The sequence below is a fragment of the Streptomyces sp. NPDC051109 genome (genome assembly GCF_044455885.1).
Lineage (GTDB): Bacteria > Actinomycetota > Actinomycetes > Streptomycetales > Streptomycetaceae > Streptomyces.
The window spans coordinates 437,693-458,016 of record NZ_JBITFF010000002.1 but is presented as its reverse complement, the minus strand read 5'-3'; the positions used below and the strand labels follow the sequence as shown (position 1 = coordinate 458,016).

The window sequence follows — 20,324 nt, the reverse complement described above, 5'->3', positions numbered from 1 at the left end:
TCCGTCAGTACACGTCACGGGCGTACCGCTTCTCGGCTGAGAGCTGCTTCAGGTAGGCGGCGGCCTCGTCCTCGGTCAGGCCGCCGTGGGCCACGGCGATGTCGCGCAGCGCCCGGTCCACGTCCTTGGCCATCCGGCTCGCGTCACCGCACACGTAGAAGTGGGCGCCCTCCTGCAGCCAGGACCACAACGGGGCCCCCTGTTCGCGCATCCGGTCCTGGACGTAGACCTTGGCCCGCTGGTCCCGGGAGAAGGCCAGGTCCAGACGGCTGAGCGTGCCGTGCCGGTGCAGTTCCTCCAGCTCCTCGCGGTAGTAGAAATCGGTGGCCCGGCGCTGCTCGCCGAAGAACAGCCAGTTCCCGCCGTGGTGGCCGAGGGCGCGGCGGTGCTCCAGGAAGGCCATGAACGGGGCGATCCCGGTGCCCGGGCCGACCATCACGGCCGGAGTGCCGGGACCCGCGGGCGGACGGAAGTGCGCCGAGCGCTGGACGAACAGCGGTACGGGACTGCCCGGTTCGGCGTCGGCGAGGAAGGTGGAGGCCACGCCCTTGCGGTGGTGGCGACGCGGACCCTCGTAGCGCAGGACGGAGACGGTGAGGCTGACCTCGCGCGGGTTGACGAGGGGGCTGGAGGATATGGAGTACAGGCGCGGCTGCAGCCTTTTGAGGCGCTCGGCCCACTCCTGGGCGCCGAGCCGGACCGGGAACTCGGCCAGGACGTCCACGGGCTGGCGTCCCCAGATCCAGCGGGCGAGGCCGTCCTTGTTGTCGGGGCGCGTCAGCTGCCGGAGCCTGCGGTCGCCGGTGTGCTCGGTGATGAAGCGCAGCAGATCGGGCGTGACCCGGGTGATGTCCAGGTGCCGGTGCAGTGCCCGGGCGAAGGGCATGGGCCGGTCGTGTCCGGTCAGTGCCACCTCGGCATCGGCAGGCAGGCCGGTGGCGGCCAGCCATTCCGCCACCAGCTCCGGGCAGTTGACCGGCTGGACGCCGAGGGCGTCGCCCGCCTCGTACGCCGGGCCGTCATCGCCGAGGTCGAAGGTGAACCGCCTGACCTCCTTGGCGGCGCCCGCCAGGCTGAGCAGCCGGTTGCCGGACAGCCGGGCGGTGTGCCGGGCGGGGGTCGCGGCGGGCCGCGGCGGCTCGGCGGCCGCCGGGGGAGCGGCGCCTGCCGCCAGGGCCCTGCGTACCTGCTCCAGCCACCGGCCGGCGGACTCCTCGTAATCGGGCTCGCAGTCCACGCGCGGCAGCAGGCGCACGGCCCCGAGCTCTTCGAGCCGCCGGTCGAGCCGGCGGCCGTGGCCGCAGAAGGCCTCGTACGAGGAGTCCCCGAGGGCGAGCACCGCGTACCGGACGTCCTCCAGCCGGGGCGCGCCGGCCGCGCTGAGCGCCTCCCAGAACCCGGCTCCGTTGTCCGGGGCGTCGCCGTCGCCGAAGGTGCTCGTGACGACCAGCAGATCAGTGCCGGGCGTGAGGGAGGCGGGCGAACGGTCGGCCATGCTGTGCACGGGCGCCGCGGAGCCGTCCTGGGCCAGCGCCGCCCCGACGGTCGCGGCGATGTCCTCCGCGTTGCCCGTCTGGGAGGCCCACAGGACCACGGTCTGCCGGGTCGGCGTACCCGCGGTGGCCGGGTCCGGTGCCGGAGCGGAGGGCGGAGCCGCGGCCGGTGCGGCGGACCCGGTCATCACGGCGAGGGCAGTCGCCGTACGGGAGTAGGTCCCGGCGAGCACCCCGTCGACCCAGAGCGAGTGCCCGTCCTCGAAGGGGGCGCCCACGGGAAGGAGCGGGACGTCCGTACCGGGCGGGGTGGCGGCGAGCCCGGCGAGGAACCCCGCGAGGTACTGGCGCTCCCGGTCGGAGAGGGCGGGCGGCGTGTGCCCGTCCAGCCCGAACAGGGAGGTGAGGGCGGGGACCGCGGTCGCCGGGCGGACGGTCACGGGGTGCATCAGCGTCGCCGTCGTGCGGCCCGGGCCGGTCTCCTCCGCCGCGACGGCGCCACCGGACCCGCCCGGGGCTTCGGCGCAGGGCGCGGCCGCGGGAACAGGCACCCGCGTCCGGGCCAGCGTCACCGCGCACACCTTGAACTCGGGCTGGAAGGAGAGGGGGTCGACGGCGTCGCTGGTCACCGCGTTGACGCTGAGGTACTCGCCGAACAGGTCGTTCCAGTGGAACGGTGCGAAGCAGTTGCCGGGCCGCACCCGGGCGGTGACGACGGCCGGCAGGACCGCCCGGCCGCGCCGCGAGGCCACCTCCACGCCGTCGCCTTCCGCGATGCCGAGGGCTGCCGCGTCCTGCGGGTGAATTTCCACGAACGGTCCCGGGTTGAGCCTGTTCAGCTTGGCTACCCTGCCCGTCTTGGTGAGGGTGTGCCACTGGTGCTGGAGGCGCCCGGTGTTCAGGACGAACGGATAGTCGTCATCGGGGAGTTCGGCGGCCGGGAGGTAGGGGCGGGCGAAGAAGGAGGCCCGTCCGGAGGCGGTGGGGAAGGCCAGCCGCGGACGGCTGCCGTCCGGGTGCTCGACCAGGGTCTGGCTGACTCCGTCGTTGAGGTACCGGACCGGGTTGCGGTCCGGTCCGCCCGGGGCGGCCGGCCACTGCACCGGCCCGCCGCGCAGCCGCTCGTACGAGACGCCGCGCAGGTCCCAGCCGGTCGTGGGGTTCCAGGCCCGCCGCAGCTCCTCGAAGACCTCCTCCGCGCTCTCGTACGTGAACGCCTCGGCGAATCCCATCTCGCAGGCGACGCGGGCGATCAACTGCCAGTCGGGCAGGGCCTGTCCGGGCGGGTCGACGGCGCCCCGGACCAGGGTGAGGTTGCGCTCGGAACCGACCATCACGCCGTCCGCCTCGGCCCAGAGGGTGGCGGGGAGCACGATGTCGGCGTAGGCGTTGGTCTCGGTCTCCGCGAACACGTCCTGGGTGATGACCAGTTCGGCCGTCTCCAGGGCCTTGATGACCGTGCTGCGGTTGGCGACGGAGGCCACCGGGTTGGTGCAGATGATCCAGCACGCGCGTATCTCGCCGGCCGCCATCTTCTCGAACATCTCGACGGTGCCGCGCCCGACGTCGGTGCGCAAGGTGCCCTCCGGCAGTCCCCACAGCTCCTCGGTGAAGCGCCGGTCCCCGTCGACGAGGACCGATCGCTGGCCGGGCAGGCCCGGTCCCATGTAACCCATCTCCCGGCCTCCCATGGCGTTGGGCTGGCCGGTCAGGGAGAACGGGCCGCTGCCGGGGCGGCAGATCGCCCCGGTGGCCAAGTGCAGGTTGACCAGGGCGTTGGTGTTCCACGTGCCGTGGGTGGACTGGTTGAGCCCCATGGTCCAGCAGCTCATCCACTCGCCCGCCTCGCCGATCCAGCGGGCGGCCAGCCGGATGTCCGCCTCCGGTATCCCGGTGATCGCGGCGACCGTCGCGGGCGGGTACTCCCGCAGGAAGGCCGGCATGTCCTCCCAGCCCTCGGTGTGCTCGGCGATGAAGGCCGGATCGGTCCAGCCGCCCTCGACCAGCAGGTGCAGCAGCCCGTTGAGGAGGGCGAGGTCGGTGCCCGGCCGTATCTGCAGGAACAGGTCCGCCTTGTCGGCGGTGGCACTCCGCCGCGGGTCGACGACGATCAGCTTGGCGCCGGAGGCCTTGACCCGGTCCATCATCCGCAGGAAGAGGACGGGGTGGCAGTCGGCCATGTTGGCGCCGATCACGAAGAAGGCATCGGCCCGCTCGAAGTCCTCGTACGAACCGGGCGGCCCGTCGGCGCCCAGCGAGAGCTTGTAGCCGCTGCCGGCGCTCGCCATGCACAGCCGGGAGTTCGACTCGATCTGGTTCGTGCGCAGGAACCCCTTGGCCAGCTTGTTGGCCAGGTACTGGGCCTCCAGGGACATCTGGCCGGAGACGTACAGGCTCAGCGCGTCGGGGCCGTGCGCGTCGAGGACCGCCCGCAGCCGCTGGGCCGTCCGGGTGATGGCCGCGTCCACGTCCTCGGGGGCCGGCTCGGCGCCCCGCTCCTCGCGGACCAGCGCGGTCCCGAGCCGGCCGGGCGCCGCCAGCAGGTCCGCGTGGGTGGCGCCCTTGGTGCACAGCCGCCCGGCGTTGGCCGGGTGGAGCTTGTCGCCGACCGCCTTGGCCACCGTACGGCGGCCGTCGGCGCCCCGGGCGATGTCCAGCACGATCCCGCAGCCGACGCCGCAATAGGAGCAGACCGTCCGTACGGGCCCGGTCGCCGCGTCCCCTGCGGGTCCGGCCACCGCCTTCCGTACGCGTCCGTCCGCCGCTTCCGCCTCGGACACAGGAGACCTCCTCGGAGAACACCGGCCGACCCCCCAGATCCCCGGGCGCCGCGGCCGTGTGCAGGTCGATCCCGTGGCGCCCAACGTAGAAAACCCCTGTTGCGCACATGTGACGGGCGGCGCCGCCCCAGGGTTACAAGCGGCTGCGCGGGAGCCCCCACCGGCCGTGAGGGCGCATCCACGTAAACACGACCGGGTCACCCGTGCCAGATCTTCTCGTACGCCTCCTGGTAGCCCTCGGGGTCCCAGGAGGTGGCCCCGGCGCTGTTCTCGGCCGTCGCGATGTGGACGGGAGCCACGTATCCGCTGGCCGGCTGCCCGGCGAAGGCGCGGTTGAACTCGTCGACGATCTGCCAGCCCTGTTGCGAGAGCGGCTCCGGGACGGTGGCGGCCTGGAACTGCCCGCTGTTGATGCGCCGGAAGGCGGACGGGTCCCCGTCCCCGGCGCCGATGTTGAGGGGCGGCCCGGCGCCGGGCTTGCCGGCGGCGCGGAAGGCGGGCGCGGCATCGTCGAAGTAGAGGTCGTTGATGGCGACGGAGTACGTCCACCGCTTCTGGAACCGGGACAGCAGCGAGGCGACCTCCTGGGGGGTGCGCCGGCTCGCGTCCGGGATCGGGATGTTCTTGTGCGCCAGGAGCGTGACGCCCGGGCAGGCGGCGAGCCGCTGCTCGATCAGCTTGGACTTCGTACCGGCGAACGGGATCGAGTCGTCGGTGAACACGACGACCCCGGCGGCCCCGCCGGAGCGGGCGATGACCCAGTCCGCACTGGTCTTCGCCACCTCTTCCACCTTCGTCGTGACGTTGGTGAACAGCCGGGGGTTCGTGCTCGGTCCGGGAGCGCTGACCGCGTGCCAGCCGATGAGCGGGATGCCCGCGGCCCCGGCCCGCGCCACCTGCTGCGAGGTCAGCCGGGGATCGAAGCCGCCGATGACGATGCCCGAGGGTTTGAGGGTGACCGCCTGGCTGAGCGCCGCCTGGATGCCGGCCGGCGTGCCCTCCCCGTCGATCACCCGGACGTTCCAGCCGATGGCCTGCGCGGCCTCCCGTACGCCCTTGGCGACTCCGGCGACGCCCGGGTTGGTCATGGTCTGCGCCACGTAGACGAGGGTCTTGCCGGGGACCGCCTCGGGACCGCTGGTGGGTCCGTTCCACGCGGTGTCGGTGCTTTCGGCCCGCCGGACGCTCGCCTCGGCCTCCCGGAGGACGGCCGGGCAGCCGGCGGCGGACGGACCGGTGGCGTTCGGCGCGCCGCCGCCCCCGCACCCGGCGGTGGCGCCGGCGGCCGCGGCCAGCAGGGCGGCTGCCGCGAGGGCGGTCCTGCGGTTCGGGTACTTCGAGTGCACGGTGCTCCTGAGCTCGTCTAGGGGATGCCGGCGCCGGTGCGGCCGTCTTCCGCCGTCGCGACGGCGTCGGTGCGCAGCCGCCGCCGGGCCGAGTAGCCGGCCAGGCCCACCGCGATGAGCAGCGTGCAGCCGTTGAACAGCGGGGTGGCCCAGAACTGGGCGCCGAGCTGGCCGATCCCGGCGAGCCCGACGGCCAGTACGGCCACGGCCACGAGGGTGCCGATGGCGTTGGCCCGACCCGGCCTGATCGCGGTGGAGCCGAGCAGGGCGCCGACGAACGCGGGCAGCAGGTAGTCCAGGCCGACGCTCGGATTGCCGATCTGCTGCTGCGCGGCGAGCAGCACGCCGGCGAACCCGACGACCGTGCTGGAGCAGGCGAAGGCGTAGACGCAGTACCGGTGGGTGCGGATGCCGAGGATTCCGGCGGCGCGGGGGTTGGAGCCGATGACGTACAGGTACCGGCCGAACGGCAGCCGCTCCAGCATCAGCCAGATGACGACGACGAGGCCGAGGACGTAGAAGGCGGGGACCGGCAGGCCGAGGAACCGGGCGTCGTAGAGGTCGGTGAACGCGGCCGGGAGACCGTCGGGACCCGGGACGATCCGGCCCCCGTCGGTGATCCAGCCGGTGACGGCGTACATGATGCTGCCGGTGCCGAGCGTGGCGATGAAGGCGTCGATGCGGGCGAACTCGACGATGACCCCGTTCACGGCGCCGGCCAGCGTCCCCCCGGCCACGACCGCGAGGCAGGCGAGCGGCCAGGGCCAGCCCTTCTCGACGATGAGGAACAGCACCAGGACGTGCGCCAGGCCCAGGCCGTAGCCGATGGACAGGTCGAACTTGCCGCTCGCGATGGGGATCGTGACGCCGAGCGCCAGGATGGCGGGGATCGACTGGTTGGAGAGGATCGAGGAGACGTTGTCCAGTGTGGGGAAGGTGTCCGGCAGGAGGGCGGCGAAGAGCAGGAACAGCAGGACGGTGAGGGCCAGCAGGCCGTACGTGCCGACGAAGTGCCCGTGCCCGCGCCACCGCCCGTACCGCCGGGCAGGCCGCGCGGGGCGGGACGACCACGGGCTCACCGGCCCTCCGCGCTTCCGGTGATCGCGGGCAGGGCCGAGGCGGTGCGGGTGAGTTCGGTGACGCTCAGGGCTTCCCCCGCCAGCTCGGCCACCACGGTCCCGCGCCCGAAGACCAGCGCGCGGTGGCACACGTCGGCGATCTCCTCGAAATCGGTGGAGATGAGCAGGACCGCGAGCCCGGCGGCCAGGGCCTCGCCGAGGAGCCGGTGGATCGACGCCTTGGCGCCGATGTCCACGCCGGCCGTCGGCTCTTCGAGGATCAGCAGGCGCAGACGGCCCCGGAGGCGGCGGCCGACCATGACCTTCTGCTGGTTGCCGCCGGACAGGGTGGCGATCGGCACCTCGCTGTCGCGGGGGAGTACGGAGAACCGCTCGATCAGGGCGGCGGCCTCGGCGCGCTCGCGCCGCGGAGCGATCCAGTGACAGGGCGGCATTCCGGCTGCACGGGGATCGGCCAGGAAGTTCTCCCGTACCGTCAGTTCCGCGGCGCAGCCCTCCTCCTGCCGGTTGCCGGCCACGAAGCCGACCCCGGCCCCGAGGGCGGCGGCGACCGTACGGGGACGGTACGGGCGGCCGTCGAGCAGCGCCCGGCCGCCGAGCGGCGGCAGTGCGCCGGCGAGGGCGCGGCCGAGGTGCACGTGGCCGGCGCCGGTCAGGCCGACCATGCCGAGGACCTCGCCCTCGCGCAGCTCCAGGCTGACCGGCCCGGTGCGTTCGGTCGTCACGCCGTCGAGGCGCAGCACCGGCGGGCGGTGGGGCGACGCGGGCGCGGGGGCTGAGGCGGCGGGCGGGCGCCCGGCCGGTTCACGGCCCACGATGTCGCGCACCAGCCGGGCCGGGTCGTACGCGGCGAGGGGCCCCTGGCTGACGAGCCGGCCGTCGCGCAGCACGGCGAAGGAGTCTGCGACCTCGTACACCTCGTCGAGCCGGTGGCTGACGTAGAGGATGCCGTGCCCCCGGTCGCGCAGCGCGTGCAGGACGTCGAACAGGCGCGCGCAGTCCGCGGCCGGAAGGGTGGCGGTCGGTTCGTCGAGGACGAAGAGCTCCGCCCGCCTCGCCAGGCCGCGGGCGATGGCGACCAGGGAGCGCTCGGCGGGCGCGAGGTCGGCGATCCGGGCATCGGCGTCCAGGTGCCCGGCGACGATGCCCAGTGCCTCGGCGCAGCGCTCCCGGGTCTGCCGCCAGGAGATCAGGCCGCGGCGGCGCGGGTAGCCGGTGCCGAGGGCGATGTTCTCTGCGACGGTCATCCAATCGACCAGGCCGAGGTCCTGGTGGATGAAGGACATGCTGCGCGAGGCCGCGTCGGAGCCGAGCGGGTGTCCGGCCACGGTCACCTCGCCCGCGTCGGCGCGGTGGACCCCGGCGAGCACCTTGATCAGGGTGGACTTCCCGGCGCCGTTGGGGCCGAGGAGGGCGAGGACGCTGCCGCCGTGGACGTCGAGGCTGACCGCGTCCAGGGCGACGGTGCCGCCGAACCGCTTGGCGAGGCCGCGCATCCGGACGAGGGGCTCTGCGCCGGAAGACGACGCCGGAGGCGGGTCCGGGGGTGGGGGAGTGACGGGAGTGGCGGGAGTGTCATGCACGGACTTCTCCGGGGCCGCCTGGGGAGGTGGTGCTGCGGGAGGTGAGGCGTGGAGCGGTGAGGACACCGGTGATGCTACTGCCGGCTATGGAGATATGGGCGATATGTCGGCTATCAGGCCGCGTCCAGGGCACATTCGGCCCAGATGACCTTGCCGTGCGTGGTGTACCGGGTTCCCCAGGCGTGGGCGAGCTGCGCGACGAGGAAGAGGCCGCGGCCGCCCTCCTCCGTGGTGGCCGCCCGCCGCAGGTGCGGGGCGGTGCTGCTGCCGTCGGAGACCTCGCAGATCAGCGAGCGGTCGTGGACCAGACGTACCTGGATGGGCTCGGTGCCGTAGCGGACCGCGTTGGTGACCAGCTCGCTCAGCATCAGCTCGGCGGCGAACGCCGGCTCGTCCAGCCCCCAGTCGGCGAGCTTGCGGGTGGCGGCGGCGCGGACGCCGGCCACCAGCGACGGGTCGGCGGACACGTTCCACGTGGCGATCCGGTCTGCGGGGACGGTGCGGGTGCGGGCGATGAGCAGCGCGACGTCGTCGGCGGGGTGCTCGGGTGCCACGCCGTCGATGACCGCCTGGCAGGTGTCCTCGGGCGAGCGGTGCGGCTGGGCCAGGGTGCGACGCAGCTGGTCGAGGGCCACGTCGACGTCACGTCCCCGGTCCTCGATCAGCCCGTCCGTGTACAGGACCAGGGTGCTGCCCTCGGGGAGCTCGACCTCCGCCGTCTCGAAGGGCAGGCCGCCCAGGCCCAGCGGCGGTCCGGCGGGCAGCTCGGGGAACGTCACCCGGCCGTCCGGGTGGACGAGCGCGGGCGGGGGGTGCCCGGCGCGGGCCATGGTGCACAGCCGCGAGGTGGGGTCGTAGACGGCGTAGAGGCAGGTGGCGCCTGCGATGCCGATGCTGCCGGCGTCGTTGTCGCCGCCCTCCTCCCGGTCCAGGCGCACCACGAGGTTGTCCAGGTGCGTGAGGAGCTCGTCGGGGGCCAGCTCCAGCTCGGCGAAGTTGCGGGCGGCCGTGCGCAGCCGGCCCATGGTGGCGGCGGCGTGCAGGCCGTGGCCGACGACGTCCCCCACGAGGAGGGCGACGCGGGTGCCGGAGAGCGGGATGACGTCGAACCAGTCGCCGCCCACCCCGGATTCGGCGGGGAGGTAGCGGTGCGCGACCTCGACGGCGCCCTGCTCGGGCACGCCGTGCGGAAGCAGGCTCTCCTGCAGGGCCAGGGCCAGGGTGTGCTCTCGGGTGTAGCGGCGTGCGTTGTCGATGCAGAGGGCGGCGCGGGCCGCGAGCTCCTGGGCCAGCCAGCTGTCGTCCTCCCCGAAGGGGGCGGGGTCCTGCGAGCGGTAGAAGCTGGCGATGCCCAGCAGGACGCCGCGGGCGAGGAGGGGAACGGAGATGAGGGAGTGCACGCCGCGGGAGAGGATCCCCCGCGCGTGCTCGGGCTCCTGGTCGATCCAGCCGACGGCCTCCCGCAGGTCCGGCTGCAGCACCGCCTGGCCGCTGTCCAGGCACCGCATGTGGGGGGTGCCGGCGCGCAGCTCCACCCGGCCGACCGGGTAGAAGGGGCAGTCCTCGCGTATGCCGTGGACCACCGTGCGGTGCAGCTCGCTCCGGGGGTCGGCGGACTCCTCGCCGCGCAGCACCGCCTCCGGCACGTCGACGGTGACGTAGTCGGCCAGGCGCGGGACCGCCATCTCGGCGAGTTCCCACGCGGTGCGGGTCACGTCCAGGGTGGTGCCGATACGGGTGCTCGCCTCGGCCAGCAGCTCCAGGCGGCGGCGCGCCGCGACGGCGTACTTGCCGACTTCCGGCTCGCCCACCAGCACCAGGCCCCTGACCTTGCCGGGGCCGGGTGCGCCGGGGGCGACCGGGTCCCCACCGGACGGGGGAGGTGATGCGTGCGGCGCACCACGGGCTGCGTACGCCTCATGCACTCCGTGCACTTCACGCACTCCGTGCGGCGGTCCCGCGCCGGTCGCGGCGGAGCGATGGTGCCCGGGCGGCGGCTCGCCGGTGAAGACGGCCTCGACGACGATGCCCTCCACCCCGGAGCGGCTCGTCACCGGGCTGCTCAGCAGCGTGACCCCCCGCCCGTGGGGCAGGAACACCTCGACGGCGGCCCGTTGGGTCGAGGAGATGAGCTCGGTGGCCCTCTCTTTGAGGATCATCTGATCGTGCAGGTCCAGCCCGCTGTCGCCGAGCTCCTCCAGCCCGATCATCGGCCCCTCGCCGGAACCCGCGCCGTTCGGGGGAGGGGGGCCCGCGTCGAGGTACGCGCGCAGCAGCGCGCGCTCCCGCGCCGAACGCTGCTCCATCAGCCGCCGCTCGATGGATTCCGCGGCCCGGCGGACCAGGGCGGGCAGCGCCGGGTGCTCGTAGGCGTACGGGTACCCGAAGCAGAGCACGCCGACGACGTGCCCGGTCAGCTGGTCGCGGATCGGGACGGCGGAACAGGCGTTCGACTGGGAGCGCTCGGCGAAGTGCTCCGCCCCGTAGACCTGCACCAGGTGCCGCTCGGCGAGCGCGAGACCGATGCCGTTGGTCCCCGCGAACCGCTCGGCGAAGACGAAGCCGGGGACGCTCTGGATGGGCGGCAGGCTGCGGGCCAAGGTGGGCTCCCCGAAGCGGCGCTGGAGCACCGTCCCGTTCCCGTCGGCGAGGGAGACGTTCATCTGGCTGCCCGCGAACCGGGACGCCAGCTGGTCGAGCACGGGCTGGGCCGCGTGCACGAGCCGGCTGTCCGGGTCGAAATCGTCCCGGTAGGGGAGGTCCGTCCGGTCCGGCGAGAGTCCGAGGGATTTGCAGCGCTGCCACGAGTTCAAGATCGGGCTCCGCACCCCGCCGGCGATCGGCTCGCCCACCAGGAACCGCTCACGGGAGCGTGCGGGGCCGATCTGCTCTCCCGTGGCCCCCATGTGCATCACTTCCCCTTGCCGAGCGCTCGGCCGCAGCGGGGCGCCGCAGCGGAGCGCTTACACCGAGCAAGTGCTTTCTGAGTATATTCCCACCCATTTGTCCGTATCAGAGGACGGCGACCGGATTGACGGGAGAACCCGTCCCACCGGGCACGTTCAGAGGAGTCACGACGATCATGAACTCGTGGCGCCCGGCCTCGGCGCAGGCGGCCGCGAGCGCCTCCAGATCCAGGTTGTCCAGCAGCGGCACCCCCATGGCGGCCACCGCGAGGGCGTGGACGGGGGAGTGGACGCCCTCGACCGGCGAGGGTCGCAGGTCGCTGTCCCCGTCGCCGCCGAGCAGGGCGACGGCGCGCTCGGCGAGCAGCCGTACGGCGTCCACGTGGAAGCCCGCGCTCACGGCACCGGAATCCCAGGGGCCGAGCTCCCGGCTGCGGCGGAAGCGGCCGGAGCGCAGCAGCACCGCGCAGCCCTCGTCGACCGTCACGCCCAGTGCCCGCTCGGCGGCGAGGACGTCCCGGGCGTGAACGGCCTGCCCGGGCTCCAGCCACTCGACCCCGAGAACCGCCGGCAGGTCGAGGAGGACGCCCTTGGTGACCAGGGGGCCGAGAGCGGCCACCGCACCGAAGCGGGCGCCCCCGGCGCCGATGGCCTCCCGGGCGGGGAGGCCCCCGTAGAGCCGCCCCTCGTAGGCGACGTGCGCCAGTGCGTCGAGGTGGCTGACGGCCTTGCCGTGGTAGTCGACCGCGAGGAAGTCCTTGTACGTGGCGGGTTCCGGGGCCTCCACGTCGCCGAGGTCGGACATGTAGTGCAGGGCGGGCCTGCGGTTGTCCGGTCCGGACCGGGTGTCCCAGGGCAGGCCCAGCGGCACCGCCGTTCCGGACCGGACCAGGGCGGCGGCCCGCCGTACGCGGTCGGGGGTGACCCGGTTCCAGGCGCCGCGGTCGGCCGGGGTCCAGCGGCCCCACGTGCGGACCTCGGCGAAGATCGCGTCGAACTCCCGACGGGAGACCCGGCGCTCGGGGCTGCTGCTCATCCGGACTCACCGCTCCAAGGCTCGGCGGGACCCCGCTCCGGGGGAGGAGCGGGGCCGGGGGCGGGCGCCCCGACGCCCGCACCGCGTCACATGCCCGCAGGCCGCGGGCTCTACGCCTGACGGGCCCCGCACGGGCGAACGGTGGCGGCGAGCGGCTTCGACGGCGCAGGCTGGTTCCATGCGGGTGCCCTTCCACAGACCTCCTCGACCGGGAGCAGACGGCCACCACCAGGTCCTTTTCGTACTCGCGGAGTGTCTGCCCTTCGTGATCGCGCTCTCCGTGCTGACCTTCGAATTCACGCCCGCGCACGTGCTGTACACCGGCCCCGTCCTGGTCGCGACTCCGGCGCTGGCCGCGGTGGCGATGGGCCCCAAGGGGACCCTGGCGGCGGTGGCGCTGGCCGTCGCCGTGAGCGTGACCACCGCCACGTACAACGGGGCCTGGGGTACCCAACAGGTCTATACCAATTTTCTCGCCCTGTTCCTGGTGTCGCTGGCGAGCCTCGCGACGAGCAGCACGGTCCGCAAGCGGCGGGAGGACGAGCTCGAACAGGTCCGCCGGATCGCCGTGGCGGCGCAGGAGGCCGTGCTGCGGCCCGTCCCGGTCCGGCTGGGCCCCCTGCGCGTGGCCGGCGTGTACCTGGCGGCCGAGACCGGGGCGCAGATCGGCGGAGACCTGTACGAGGCCGTGCAGACGCGGTACGGGGTCCGGGTGATCGTGGGCGACGTCCGGGGCAAGGGGCTGCCGGCCGTACGGGCGGCAGCGGCCGTGCTGGGAGCGTTCCGGGAGGCCGTGCACTACGAGGACGAACTGGCCGGGGTCATGGGCCGCTGCGAGGCCGCGCTGCTGCGGGATGCGGCGGTGCCGGGCGTGATCGACCCGGGAGCACTCGTGGAAGGGTTCGTCACCGCACTGGTGGCGCAGGTTCCGGACGGACCCGTCGTCGAGGTGGTCAATCGCGGCCATCCGCCCCCGCTGCTGCTCCGTGACGGAACGGTCCGCCCCCTGGAGCCCGCCTGCCCGCTGCCGCCGCTCGGCCTCGCGGAGTTCATCACCGGGCCGGCCGGCGGGGCGGACAGCTATTCCTTCGCGCCGGGAGACCGTCTGCTCCTGTACACCGACGGCGTCATCGAAGCCCGCAACGGCGCCCGCGACTTCTTCGCCCTGCCCGAGGCGATGGAGGCGGTGCGGGCGGCGCCCGGCGCTCCGGAGTTCCTGGACCAGTTGCACCAGGCGCTGCTCCGGCACACCCGGCACCGGCTGGCGGACGACGCGGCGATGTTCCTCGTCGACCGGTGAGGATCCGTCAGAGGCGGCCGTGGGGACAGGTGTTCGGTCTGGCTTGAATGTCGTTGAACCGGCCCGTAAACACCGCGCGGGACAAGATCGCCGTATCGAGGTAATGGCGACGGCCCAAAGGGCTGATGTGCCGCGTTGACGGTTAGTGTGCTCCCGGATCTGGACGGATTGCCCGGAATTCCCCCTGACTTCTCCTCCCCCCGGTGACGTGTGCGCGTCGCCGGTCACCGCCCCGACGAAGGAGCGCCTGCCCGATGACCGTGGACACCAGCCCGGAGGCGCAGCTCGAACCGCCCCGGCAGACCAGCCTGGGCACGGCGGCTGCCCGCAACCTCGCCACCACCACCAAGTCCGCCCCGCAGATGCAGGAGATCACCTCCCGCTGGCTGCTGAAGACGCTCCCCTGGGTGGAGACCAAAGGCGGCACCTACCGGGTGAACCGCCGGCTGACCTACACCGTCGGCGACGGCCGCATCGAATTCGTCCAGGACGGCGCCCACGTCCGGGTGATCCCCCGTGAGCTCGGCGAACTCGCCATGCTGCGCGGCTTCGACGACCTGGAGGTGCTGACCGCGCTCGCCGCACGTTGCGTCCAGCGCGACTTCCGCGCCGGTGAGGTGCTCGTCGAGCGCGGCACCCCGGCCAACGACATCCACCTGATCGCCCACGGCCGGATCAACCAGACCTCCGTCGGCAAGTACGGCGACGAGGTCGCGGTCGCCGTGCTCGCGGACGGCGACCGGTTCGGCGACAACGCCCTGCTCGACGGCGCCGGCGGTTGGGACTACACCGCGACCGCGGCCACCGCGGGCACCCTGCTCACCCTGTCCCGCTCCGACTTCGCCGCAGTGATGTCCTCGGCACCGCATCTGCACGCGCATGTGCAGCAGTTCGGCTCCCTGCCGCACCAGCGGCAGAACAAGCACGGCGAGGCCGAGATCGCCATGTCCGCCGGCCACACCGGCGAGGCCGAACTGCCCGGCACCTTCGTCGACTACGAGCTCAACCCGCGCGAGTACGAACTCTCCATCGCGCAGACCGTCCTGCGGGTGCACACGAGGGTCGCCGACCTCTACAACGAGCCGATGAACCAGACCGAGGAGCAGCTCAGGCTCACCATCGAGGCGTTGCGCGAACGCCAGGAACACGAGCTGATCAACAACCGCGAGTTCGGCCTGCTCCACAACGCCGCCTTCAAGCAGCGCATCCAGACCCACTCCGGCCCGCCCACCCCGGACGACCTCGACGAGCTGCTCTGCCGCCGCCGCGGTACCAAGCTCTTCCTCGCCCACCCCAAGACGATCGCGGCGATCGGGCGCGAGTTCAACGCCCGCGGGCTCTACCCGGACCACGTCGACCTCGGCGGACAGCAGGTCCCGGCATGGCGCGGAGTCCCGATCCTGCCGTGCAACAAGATTCCGATCAGCAAGGAGAACACCAGCTCGATCCTCGCCATGCGTACCGGCGAGGACAACCAGGGCGTGATCGGCCTGCGCCAGACGGGACTGCCGGAGGAGTACGAACCGGGCCTGTCGGTGCGGTTCATGGGCATCGACGAGCGGTCGATCATCTCCTACCTGGTCTCCACCTATTACTCCGCCGCCATCCTGGTGCCCGACGCGCTCGGCGTGCTGGAGAACGTGCAGATCGCCCGCAGGCACGACTAGGGACGTCTCCCCAGGCCGGGCCGCCCGGGGCCGCGCCCGGGACGGGACGGCCCCACTACCTCACCAAGGAGTTACGGATGCCCGATCCCGGGCCTTCCCCCGTGCAGTCGAGCCTGCCCGCCGCCGCAGTCGCCTTCGGGACGTACGGCCACGGACGCGGCGTCGAAGCCGTCGGCTGCATCCGGCCCGAGCAGCTCGCCGTGCCCGCCGCCGCAGGGCCGCCCGCCGCCGGCGCACCGAGCCCCGCCCTGCAGCGGATCCTGCGCGGCCCCAGCGGCCTGGGCACCATGGGCCTCCACCCGGCCCGGCACGAGCAGCCGCCGCCCGCGGCGCGGGAGCCGGTGGAGCCGCCGCAGCCGGCGGCGGGCCGTCCGGTCCCGGGCCTCTACCACCACCCCGTACCGGAGCCCGATCCCGTACGGGTGGAGGAGGTCAGCCGCAGGATCAAGGCATGGGCGGACGAGGTCGACCTCTACCCACCGGAGTGGGAAGACCAGTTCGACGGCTTCTCCGTCGGCCGGTACATGGTCGCCTGCCACCCGGACGCCCCCAGCGTCGACCACCTGATGCTCGCCACCCGGCTGATGGTCGCCGAGAACGTGGTCGACGACTGCTACTGCGAGGACCACGGAGGCTCGCCCGTCGGCCTCGGCGGACGCCTGCTGCTGGCCCACACCGCGCTCGACCCCCTCCACACCACGACCGAGTACCAGCCGCAGTGGTCGCAGTCCCTGCACTCGGACGCCCCGCGGCGCGCGTACCGCTCGGCCATGGAACACCTCCTCCAGGGGGCCACCCCCTCCCAGGCCGACCGGTTCCGGCACGACATGGCGCGGCTGCACATGGGGTACCTCGCGGAGGCGGCATGGTCCGAGACCGATTACGTCCCGGAGGTGTGGGAGTACCTGGCGATGCGCCAGTTCAACAACTTCCGCCCGTGCCCCACCATCACCGACACCGTCGGCGGCTACGAACTCCCCGCGGACCTGCACGCCCAACCCGCCATGCAGCGGGTCATCGCGCTGGCCGGGAACGCCACGACCATCGTCAACGACCTGTACTCGTACACCAAGGAACTCGCCAGCCCCGGCAAGCACTTGAACCTGCCCGTGGTGATCGCCGAACGCGAGGGCGTCTCCGTCAAGGAGGCCTACCTCAAGGCGGTCGAGGTCCACAACGACCTCATGCACGCCTTCGAGGCCGCGGCCGCCGACCTGGCCGCCGCCTGCCCCGTCCCGAGCGTGCCGCGCTTCCTGCGCGGCGTGGCCGCCTGGGTCGACGGCAACCACTACTGGCACCAGACCAACACCTACCGCTACAGCCTGCCCGACTTCTGGTAAGGATGGATTTATAAGTGACCAACATCGATCTCACCGTTGCCCCCGCAGCCGCTTCCACCGCTTCGGCGTTCATCCCGGGCCCGGCCACGCCCTACCAGGGCGACATCGCCCGCTACTGGGACCACGAGGCCCGGCCGGTGAACCTGCGCCTCGGCGACGTCGACGGCCTGTACCACCACCACTACGGCATCGGTGACATCAACCGGGCGGCCCTCGGAGACGCCGAGGACAGCGAATACGAGAAGAAGCTGATCGCGGAGCTCCACCGGCTGGAGTCGGCGCAGGCCGACGTCCTCCTGGACCACCTCGGCCCGATCGGGCGGGGCGACACGCTCGTGGACGCCGGCTGCGGCCGCGGCGGATCGATGGTCATGGCCCACCAGCGGTTCGGCTGCAAGGTCGAGGGCGTGACGCTGTCGGCGAAGCAGGCCGACTTCGCGAACCAGCGCGCCCGCGAACTCGGCATCGACGACTCCGTCCGTGCCCGTGTCTGCAACATGCTCAACACGCCGTTCGAGACGGGGCAGGCCGCGGCCTCGTGGAACAACGAGTCGAGCATGTACGTCGACCTCCACGACCTGTTCGCCGAGCACTCCCGCGTCCTGTCGGTCGGCGGCCGGTACGTGACCATCACCGGTTGCTGGAACCCCCGTTACGGCCAGCCCTCCAAGTGGGTCTCCCAGATCAACGCGCACTTCGAGTGCAACATCCACTCCCGCCGGCAGTACATGCGGGCCATGGCCGACAACCGCCTCGTACCGCAGGCCGTCATCGACCTGACCCCCGCGACCCTGCCGTACTGGGAGCTGCGGGCCACCTCCTCGCTCGTCACCGGCATCGAGGAGGCGTTCATCAACTCCTACAAGGACGGCTCGTTCCAGTACCTGCTGATCGCGGCCGACCGCGTCTGAGCGGGCGGCCGGGCCCGTGACCCGCGGGCCCGGCTACTCGGAACGGTGCTCCATGACCCGCCGCGCCGCCTCGCTCTCGGCGGCGGGGGGTGACAGCTCGTCCAGGGTGTCGATGTCGGTGTCCCGCTCCAGCTCCTCCTCCCAGGCCGCGGCGAGCCGCTCCTGTTCGTCGCGCGGCAGGCCGTCGACGGCCTCGCGGTGCGCCGGGTCGAGGGCGGTCAGAAAGCGGTCGACGGCGTCGAAGGACATCCCGTACTCCTTGGGCGGCTGATGGCTGGATGGCCGGGCGGGCGGCAGTGCTCCCGGCCCAGGATGTGAGAGACGGCCCGACCGGGGCGCCGGACGCGGCCCGGGCCGCACCCGGATGGCGGTCCCCGCTCACCCCGTGGCGCCGCCGGGAACCCGATCACCGGTGTGTCATACGTGCTCCCGGCGGACGGGGCCCCTTCAATGGGCAGCCTCCGACGGAAAGGCCACGGTATGACCTCCCCCGCGCAGCACACCCGCCGAGCGGTCGTCACGGGCGCGTTCGCCCTGGCCGCCGGCTCCGCGCTCTCCCTCGTCCCGACGGGCCGCGCGCACGCCGCTGCCGCGGCCGGACCGGAGATCGTGAGCTGTGCCGGCTGGGGGGCGCGGGCCGCGTCCGAGCCCGTGGTGGTCCTGGACAACCGCCCGGAGCGGATCATCGTCCACCACACGGCGACGCTCAATGTGACCGACTACTCGCAGCAGCGCGCCTACGCCCTGGCCCGGGCGATCCAGACGTACCACATGGACGCCCAGGGCTGGATCGACACCGGTCAGCACTTCACGGTCAGCCGCGGGGCGTTCGTGATGGAGGGGCGCCACAACAGCCTCGCGGAACTGCGCACGGGCAAGCGCCAGGTGCGCGCGGCGCACTGCGTCGGACAGAACACGGTCTCGATCGGCATCGAGAACGAGGGCACGTACATGACGGAGGAGCCGCCGGCGGCGCAGTTCGCGATGCTGGCGGACCTGTGCGCCCACATCTGCACCCAGTACGGTCTTCCCGCCTCGGAGATCTACGGCCACCGGGACTTCAACTCCACCTCCTGCCCCGGCGACCGCCTCTACGCCCTGCTCCCGACCCTGCGCAAGCAGGTGGCCACCCGGCTGGGCACCTCCCTGACCGAGCCCCTCGCGGACCCGATCCAGGACCTGATCGACGAGGCCACCACCCACGCCCTGTCGCCCTACCCGGAATACCTCCCCGAGCGACTGCTGCGCTAGGGAGTGTCCGCAAGCTCGGGCCGAGCGCCCGAAGGGCGCCGCCCGCGGCGTCTGGTGCCGCGGTGATCGCCTCCGTGGCGCTCGTCGTCCGCGCCGCGGCCACGCCCTTCGACGCCGACCTCGCGTTCCCGGATCCCGGCCGCGACCGTGCTGCGCCGCCGCCGGCCCGACCTCGCCGCCCGCACCGGATGTGGCCGTACCCGCTCCCGACCAGCCGGCACCCGGTTGCGTCGCGCTCCTCCCGCTGCCGAAGAGGGGTGGGAGGCCTGGCCGTTCGGCCCCGCGAGATCACGCAGGAGCAAGCGCAGACCCCGCCCGCGGAGCCCGAACCGGCGGCCGTCGCCTCCGCCTGACCGGCCGGTCCTGCTTCAGGCGCACCGCGGCGCGCCCCGCCGCCGTCGGCGATCGGGGAAATCCGCCACGAGCCGGTGCCGTGCAGCGTGTTGGAGGACGCCCTGACGCGGGTACGTGACGAGGTATTCGGCATCTCCGCCCCACCACCTCCCTCACCGAACCGGTTGCCCGCCTTCACACGTATTTTCATGACGAGAGGCGGGCCCAGGACCGGACTTCGGAGGGACCCGGACAGCGCACCCATCCGGACAGGAGTGATCCACATGTCCTTGCTCGCCACGATCCTCGTCATCGTCGGCCTCTGGTGTGCTGTCTCGGTCGCCCTGGCCTCCTGTTTCAGCGCCTACCGCATCTGGTGCCGCAGCGACAGGCGGCGCCGGGGCGCGCCCGGGCGGCTCGGCGCCGAGACGGGGCGCTCCTGACCTCCGTCACACGGGCAGCGGGCGCCTGCCCCAGGCTGTGATCATTCCCGGTGAGAGCGCGGCGCAGTCCGGTGAGCCGAGGTACCGGACCGCCTCCTCGATCGTCGTGTCGTCCACCAGTCCGGTGGCCACGATCGACTCCCTGGCCCGGTCCCAAGTCCCCACCCAGAAACGGCTGATGGGGCTGCCCGGGATCAGGGGAGGCACCCGTATCTCAGCGGCGACCGATACGAGTCCCGCGTCCCGCACGTGCTGGGGGTACTGCGCGACCCACGAGACGTCGGTGCCGATCGTCTCCCGCAGCCCCTGCCACATGGCCTGCATGACCCGGGTGTACGGGGTCTGCGGGGCGGTAGGGCTGGTCAGGTCGATGGCGTCGCTGAGGACCAGGACCCCGCCCTCGGCCAGCAGGCCGCCGAGCCGGGCGATCACCTGCCGCCACGAGGGCAGGTGCATCAGCACGAACCGGGCGTGGACGAGCTGGAAGCGACGGCCGGGGTCGAAATCCGGTGCGCTGACGTCCGCCTCCAGGACTTCGAGCCCCGCCCGCGGATGGGCCGCGAGGAAGCGGACGTCGCGGTCGACCGCGAGCACGCCCGCCACCCCGGCCTCCTCGATCAGCCGCCGGGCGACGGTGCCGGTACCGGCCCCCACGTCCAGGCAGTTCCAGCCCGGCCCCGCGCCCAAGGCCCGCAGGCGGTCCATCGTCATGTCGTCGTACGTGAGCGCCCCGAGGTCGATGCGATCGCCCTCGCCGGCCTGCTCGGGACGGAACACCGCCTCGCCGTAGCGCCCGCGCCCGGCACCTGTGCTCATGCGCCCCATTATCCCCGCCCCGCCCCGGCTGCGCCCGGCG

14 protein-coding genes are annotated in these 20,324 nt (G+C 73.0%); 6 read left to right on the top strand and 8 right to left on the bottom strand.

Annotation, left to right across the window (positions count from 1 at the left end; genetic code table 11):
* Nucleotides 1–4: 4 nt before the first annotated feature.
* The 6 genes from ACIBAD_RS05020 to ACIBAD_RS04995 form a co-directional block, all read right to left on the bottom strand.
* Entirely contained in the window at nt 5–4,231 is a 4,227-nt protein-coding gene (locus tag ACIBAD_RS05020; protein ID WP_398904782.1) for a molybdopterin-dependent oxidoreductase, read from the bottom strand.
* 239 nt (nt 4,232–4,470) lie between these two features.
* Complete coding sequence (locus ACIBAD_RS05015; RefSeq protein ID WP_398904554.1) at nt 4,471–5,619, bottom strand: substrate-binding domain-containing protein; 1,149 nt, start codon at nt 5,617–5,619, stop codon at nt 4,471–4,473.
* Between the two features lie 17 nt (nt 5,620–5,636).
* Nucleotides 5,637–6,698, bottom strand: coding sequence for an ABC transporter permease (locus ACIBAD_RS05010; RefSeq protein WP_398904552.1), 1,062 nt, complete (start codon nt 6,696–6,698; stop codon nt 5,637–5,639).
* Entirely contained in the window at nt 6,695–8,281 is a 1,587-nt protein-coding gene (locus ACIBAD_RS05005) for a sugar ABC transporter ATP-binding protein (protein ID WP_398904550.1), read from the bottom strand. The genes ACIBAD_RS05010 and ACIBAD_RS05005 overlap by 4 nt, the downstream gene beginning before the upstream one ends.
* 113 nt (nt 8,282–8,394) lie before the next feature.
* The gene (locus tag ACIBAD_RS05000) at nt 8,395–11,187 is read right to left on the bottom strand and encodes a SpoIIE family protein phosphatase (RefSeq protein WP_398904547.1); all 2,793 of its coding nucleotides are present in this window, start codon (nt 11,185–11,187) and stop codon (nt 8,395–8,397) included.
* A 106-nt stretch (nt 11,188–11,293) separates the two neighbouring features.
* Nucleotides 11,294–12,223: a cyclase family protein gene (locus tag ACIBAD_RS04995; protein WP_398904545.1), complete on the bottom strand. Its 930-nt coding sequence runs from the start codon at nt 12,221–12,223 to the stop codon at nt 11,294–11,296.
* 265 nt (nt 12,224–12,488) lie between these two features.
* Here ACIBAD_RS04995 and ACIBAD_RS04990 point away from each other — a divergent pair, with 265 nt between their 5' ends.
* The 4 genes from ACIBAD_RS04990 to ACIBAD_RS04975 all read left to right on the top strand — a co-directional run bounded on the left by ACIBAD_RS04990 (nt 12,489) and on the right by ACIBAD_RS04975 (nt 17,441).
* Nucleotides 12,489–13,523, top strand: coding sequence for a PP2C family protein-serine/threonine phosphatase (locus tag ACIBAD_RS04990; RefSeq protein ID WP_398904543.1), 1,035 nt, complete (start codon nt 12,489–12,491; stop codon nt 13,521–13,523).
* A 254-nt stretch (nt 13,524–13,777) separates the two neighbouring features.
* Nucleotides 13,778–15,190 carry a family 2B encapsulin nanocompartment shell protein gene (locus tag ACIBAD_RS04985; protein ID WP_134069032.1) on the top strand — a complete coding sequence of 471 codons (1,413 nt, stop codon included), beginning with the start codon at nt 13,778–13,780 and terminating at the stop codon, nt 15,188–15,190.
* 77 nt (nt 15,191–15,267) lie between these two features.
* Nucleotides 15,268–16,530, top strand: a complete 1,263-nt coding sequence (locus tag ACIBAD_RS04980; protein WP_398904541.1) for a family 2 encapsulin nanocompartment cargo protein terpene cyclase — start codon at nt 15,268–15,270, stop codon at nt 16,528–16,530.
* A 14-nt stretch (nt 16,531–16,544) separates the two neighbouring features.
* On the top strand, nt 16,545–17,441 hold the full coding sequence (locus tag ACIBAD_RS04975) for a geranyl diphosphate 2-C-methyltransferase (protein WP_134069030.1): 897 nt from the start codon (nt 16,545–16,547) through the stop codon (nt 17,439–17,441).
* Nucleotides 17,442–17,474: 33 nt separating this feature from the next.
* Here the strand turns inward: ACIBAD_RS04975 and ACIBAD_RS04970 are convergent, their stop codons facing one another.
* Nucleotides 17,475–17,690 carry a hypothetical protein gene (locus ACIBAD_RS04970; RefSeq protein WP_134069029.1) on the bottom strand — a complete coding sequence of 72 codons (216 nt, stop codon included), beginning with the start codon at nt 17,688–17,690 and terminating at the stop codon, nt 17,475–17,477.
* A 231-nt stretch (nt 17,691–17,921) separates the two neighbouring features.
* Between ACIBAD_RS04970 and ACIBAD_RS04965 the strand changes: the two genes are divergently transcribed.
* On the top strand, nt 17,922–18,692 hold the full coding sequence (locus ACIBAD_RS04965; RefSeq protein WP_398904538.1) for a peptidoglycan recognition family protein: 771 nt from the start codon (nt 17,922–17,924) through the stop codon (nt 18,690–18,692).
* 617 nt (nt 18,693–19,309) lie between these two features.
* A complete protein-coding gene (locus ACIBAD_RS04960; protein WP_166681994.1) occupies nt 19,310–19,468 on the top strand; it encodes a hypothetical protein in 159 nt (52 codons plus the stop codon).
* Nucleotides 19,469–19,474: 6 nt separating this feature from the next.
* On the opposite strand, the gene ACIBAD_RS04955 is transcribed toward ACIBAD_RS04960, so the two are convergent.
* Nucleotides 19,475–20,293 carry a class I SAM-dependent methyltransferase gene (locus ACIBAD_RS04955; RefSeq protein WP_398904536.1) on the bottom strand — a complete coding sequence of 273 codons (819 nt, stop codon included), beginning with the start codon at nt 20,291–20,293 and terminating at the stop codon, nt 19,475–19,477.
* Nucleotides 20,294–20,324 lie beyond the last annotated feature (31 nt).

Excerpts from the sequence above, each read along its gene's own strand:
- ACIBAD_RS04955 (WP_398904536.1), bottom strand. The coding sequence starts at position 20,293 with ATGGGGCGCATGAGCACAGGTGCCGGGCGCGGGCGCTACGGCGAGGCG.
- ACIBAD_RS04985 (WP_134069032.1), top strand. The coding sequence starts at position 13,778 with ATGACCGTGGACACCAGCCCGGAGGCGCAGCTCGAACCGCCCCGGCAG.
- ACIBAD_RS04960 (WP_166681994.1), top strand. The coding sequence starts at position 19,310 with ATGTCCTTGCTCGCCACGATCCTCGTCATCGTCGGCCTCTGGTGTGCT.
- ACIBAD_RS04995 (WP_398904545.1), bottom strand. The coding sequence starts at position 12,223 with ATGAGCAGCAGCCCCGAGCGCCGGGTCTCCCGTCGGGAGTTCGACGCG.
- ACIBAD_RS04980 (WP_398904541.1), top strand. The coding sequence starts at position 15,268 with ATGCCCGATCCCGGGCCTTCCCCCGTGCAGTCGAGCCTGCCCGCCGCC.
- ACIBAD_RS05000 (WP_398904547.1), bottom strand. The coding sequence starts at position 11,187 with ATGGGGGCCACGGGAGAGCAGATCGGCCCCGCACGCTCCCGTGAGCGG.
- ACIBAD_RS04965 (WP_398904538.1), top strand. The coding sequence starts at position 17,922 with ATGACCTCCCCCGCGCAGCACACCCGCCGAGCGGTCGTCACGGGCGCG.
- ACIBAD_RS04970 (WP_134069029.1), bottom strand. The coding sequence starts at position 17,690 with ATGTCCTTCGACGCCGTCGACCGCTTTCTGACCGCCCTCGACCCGGCG.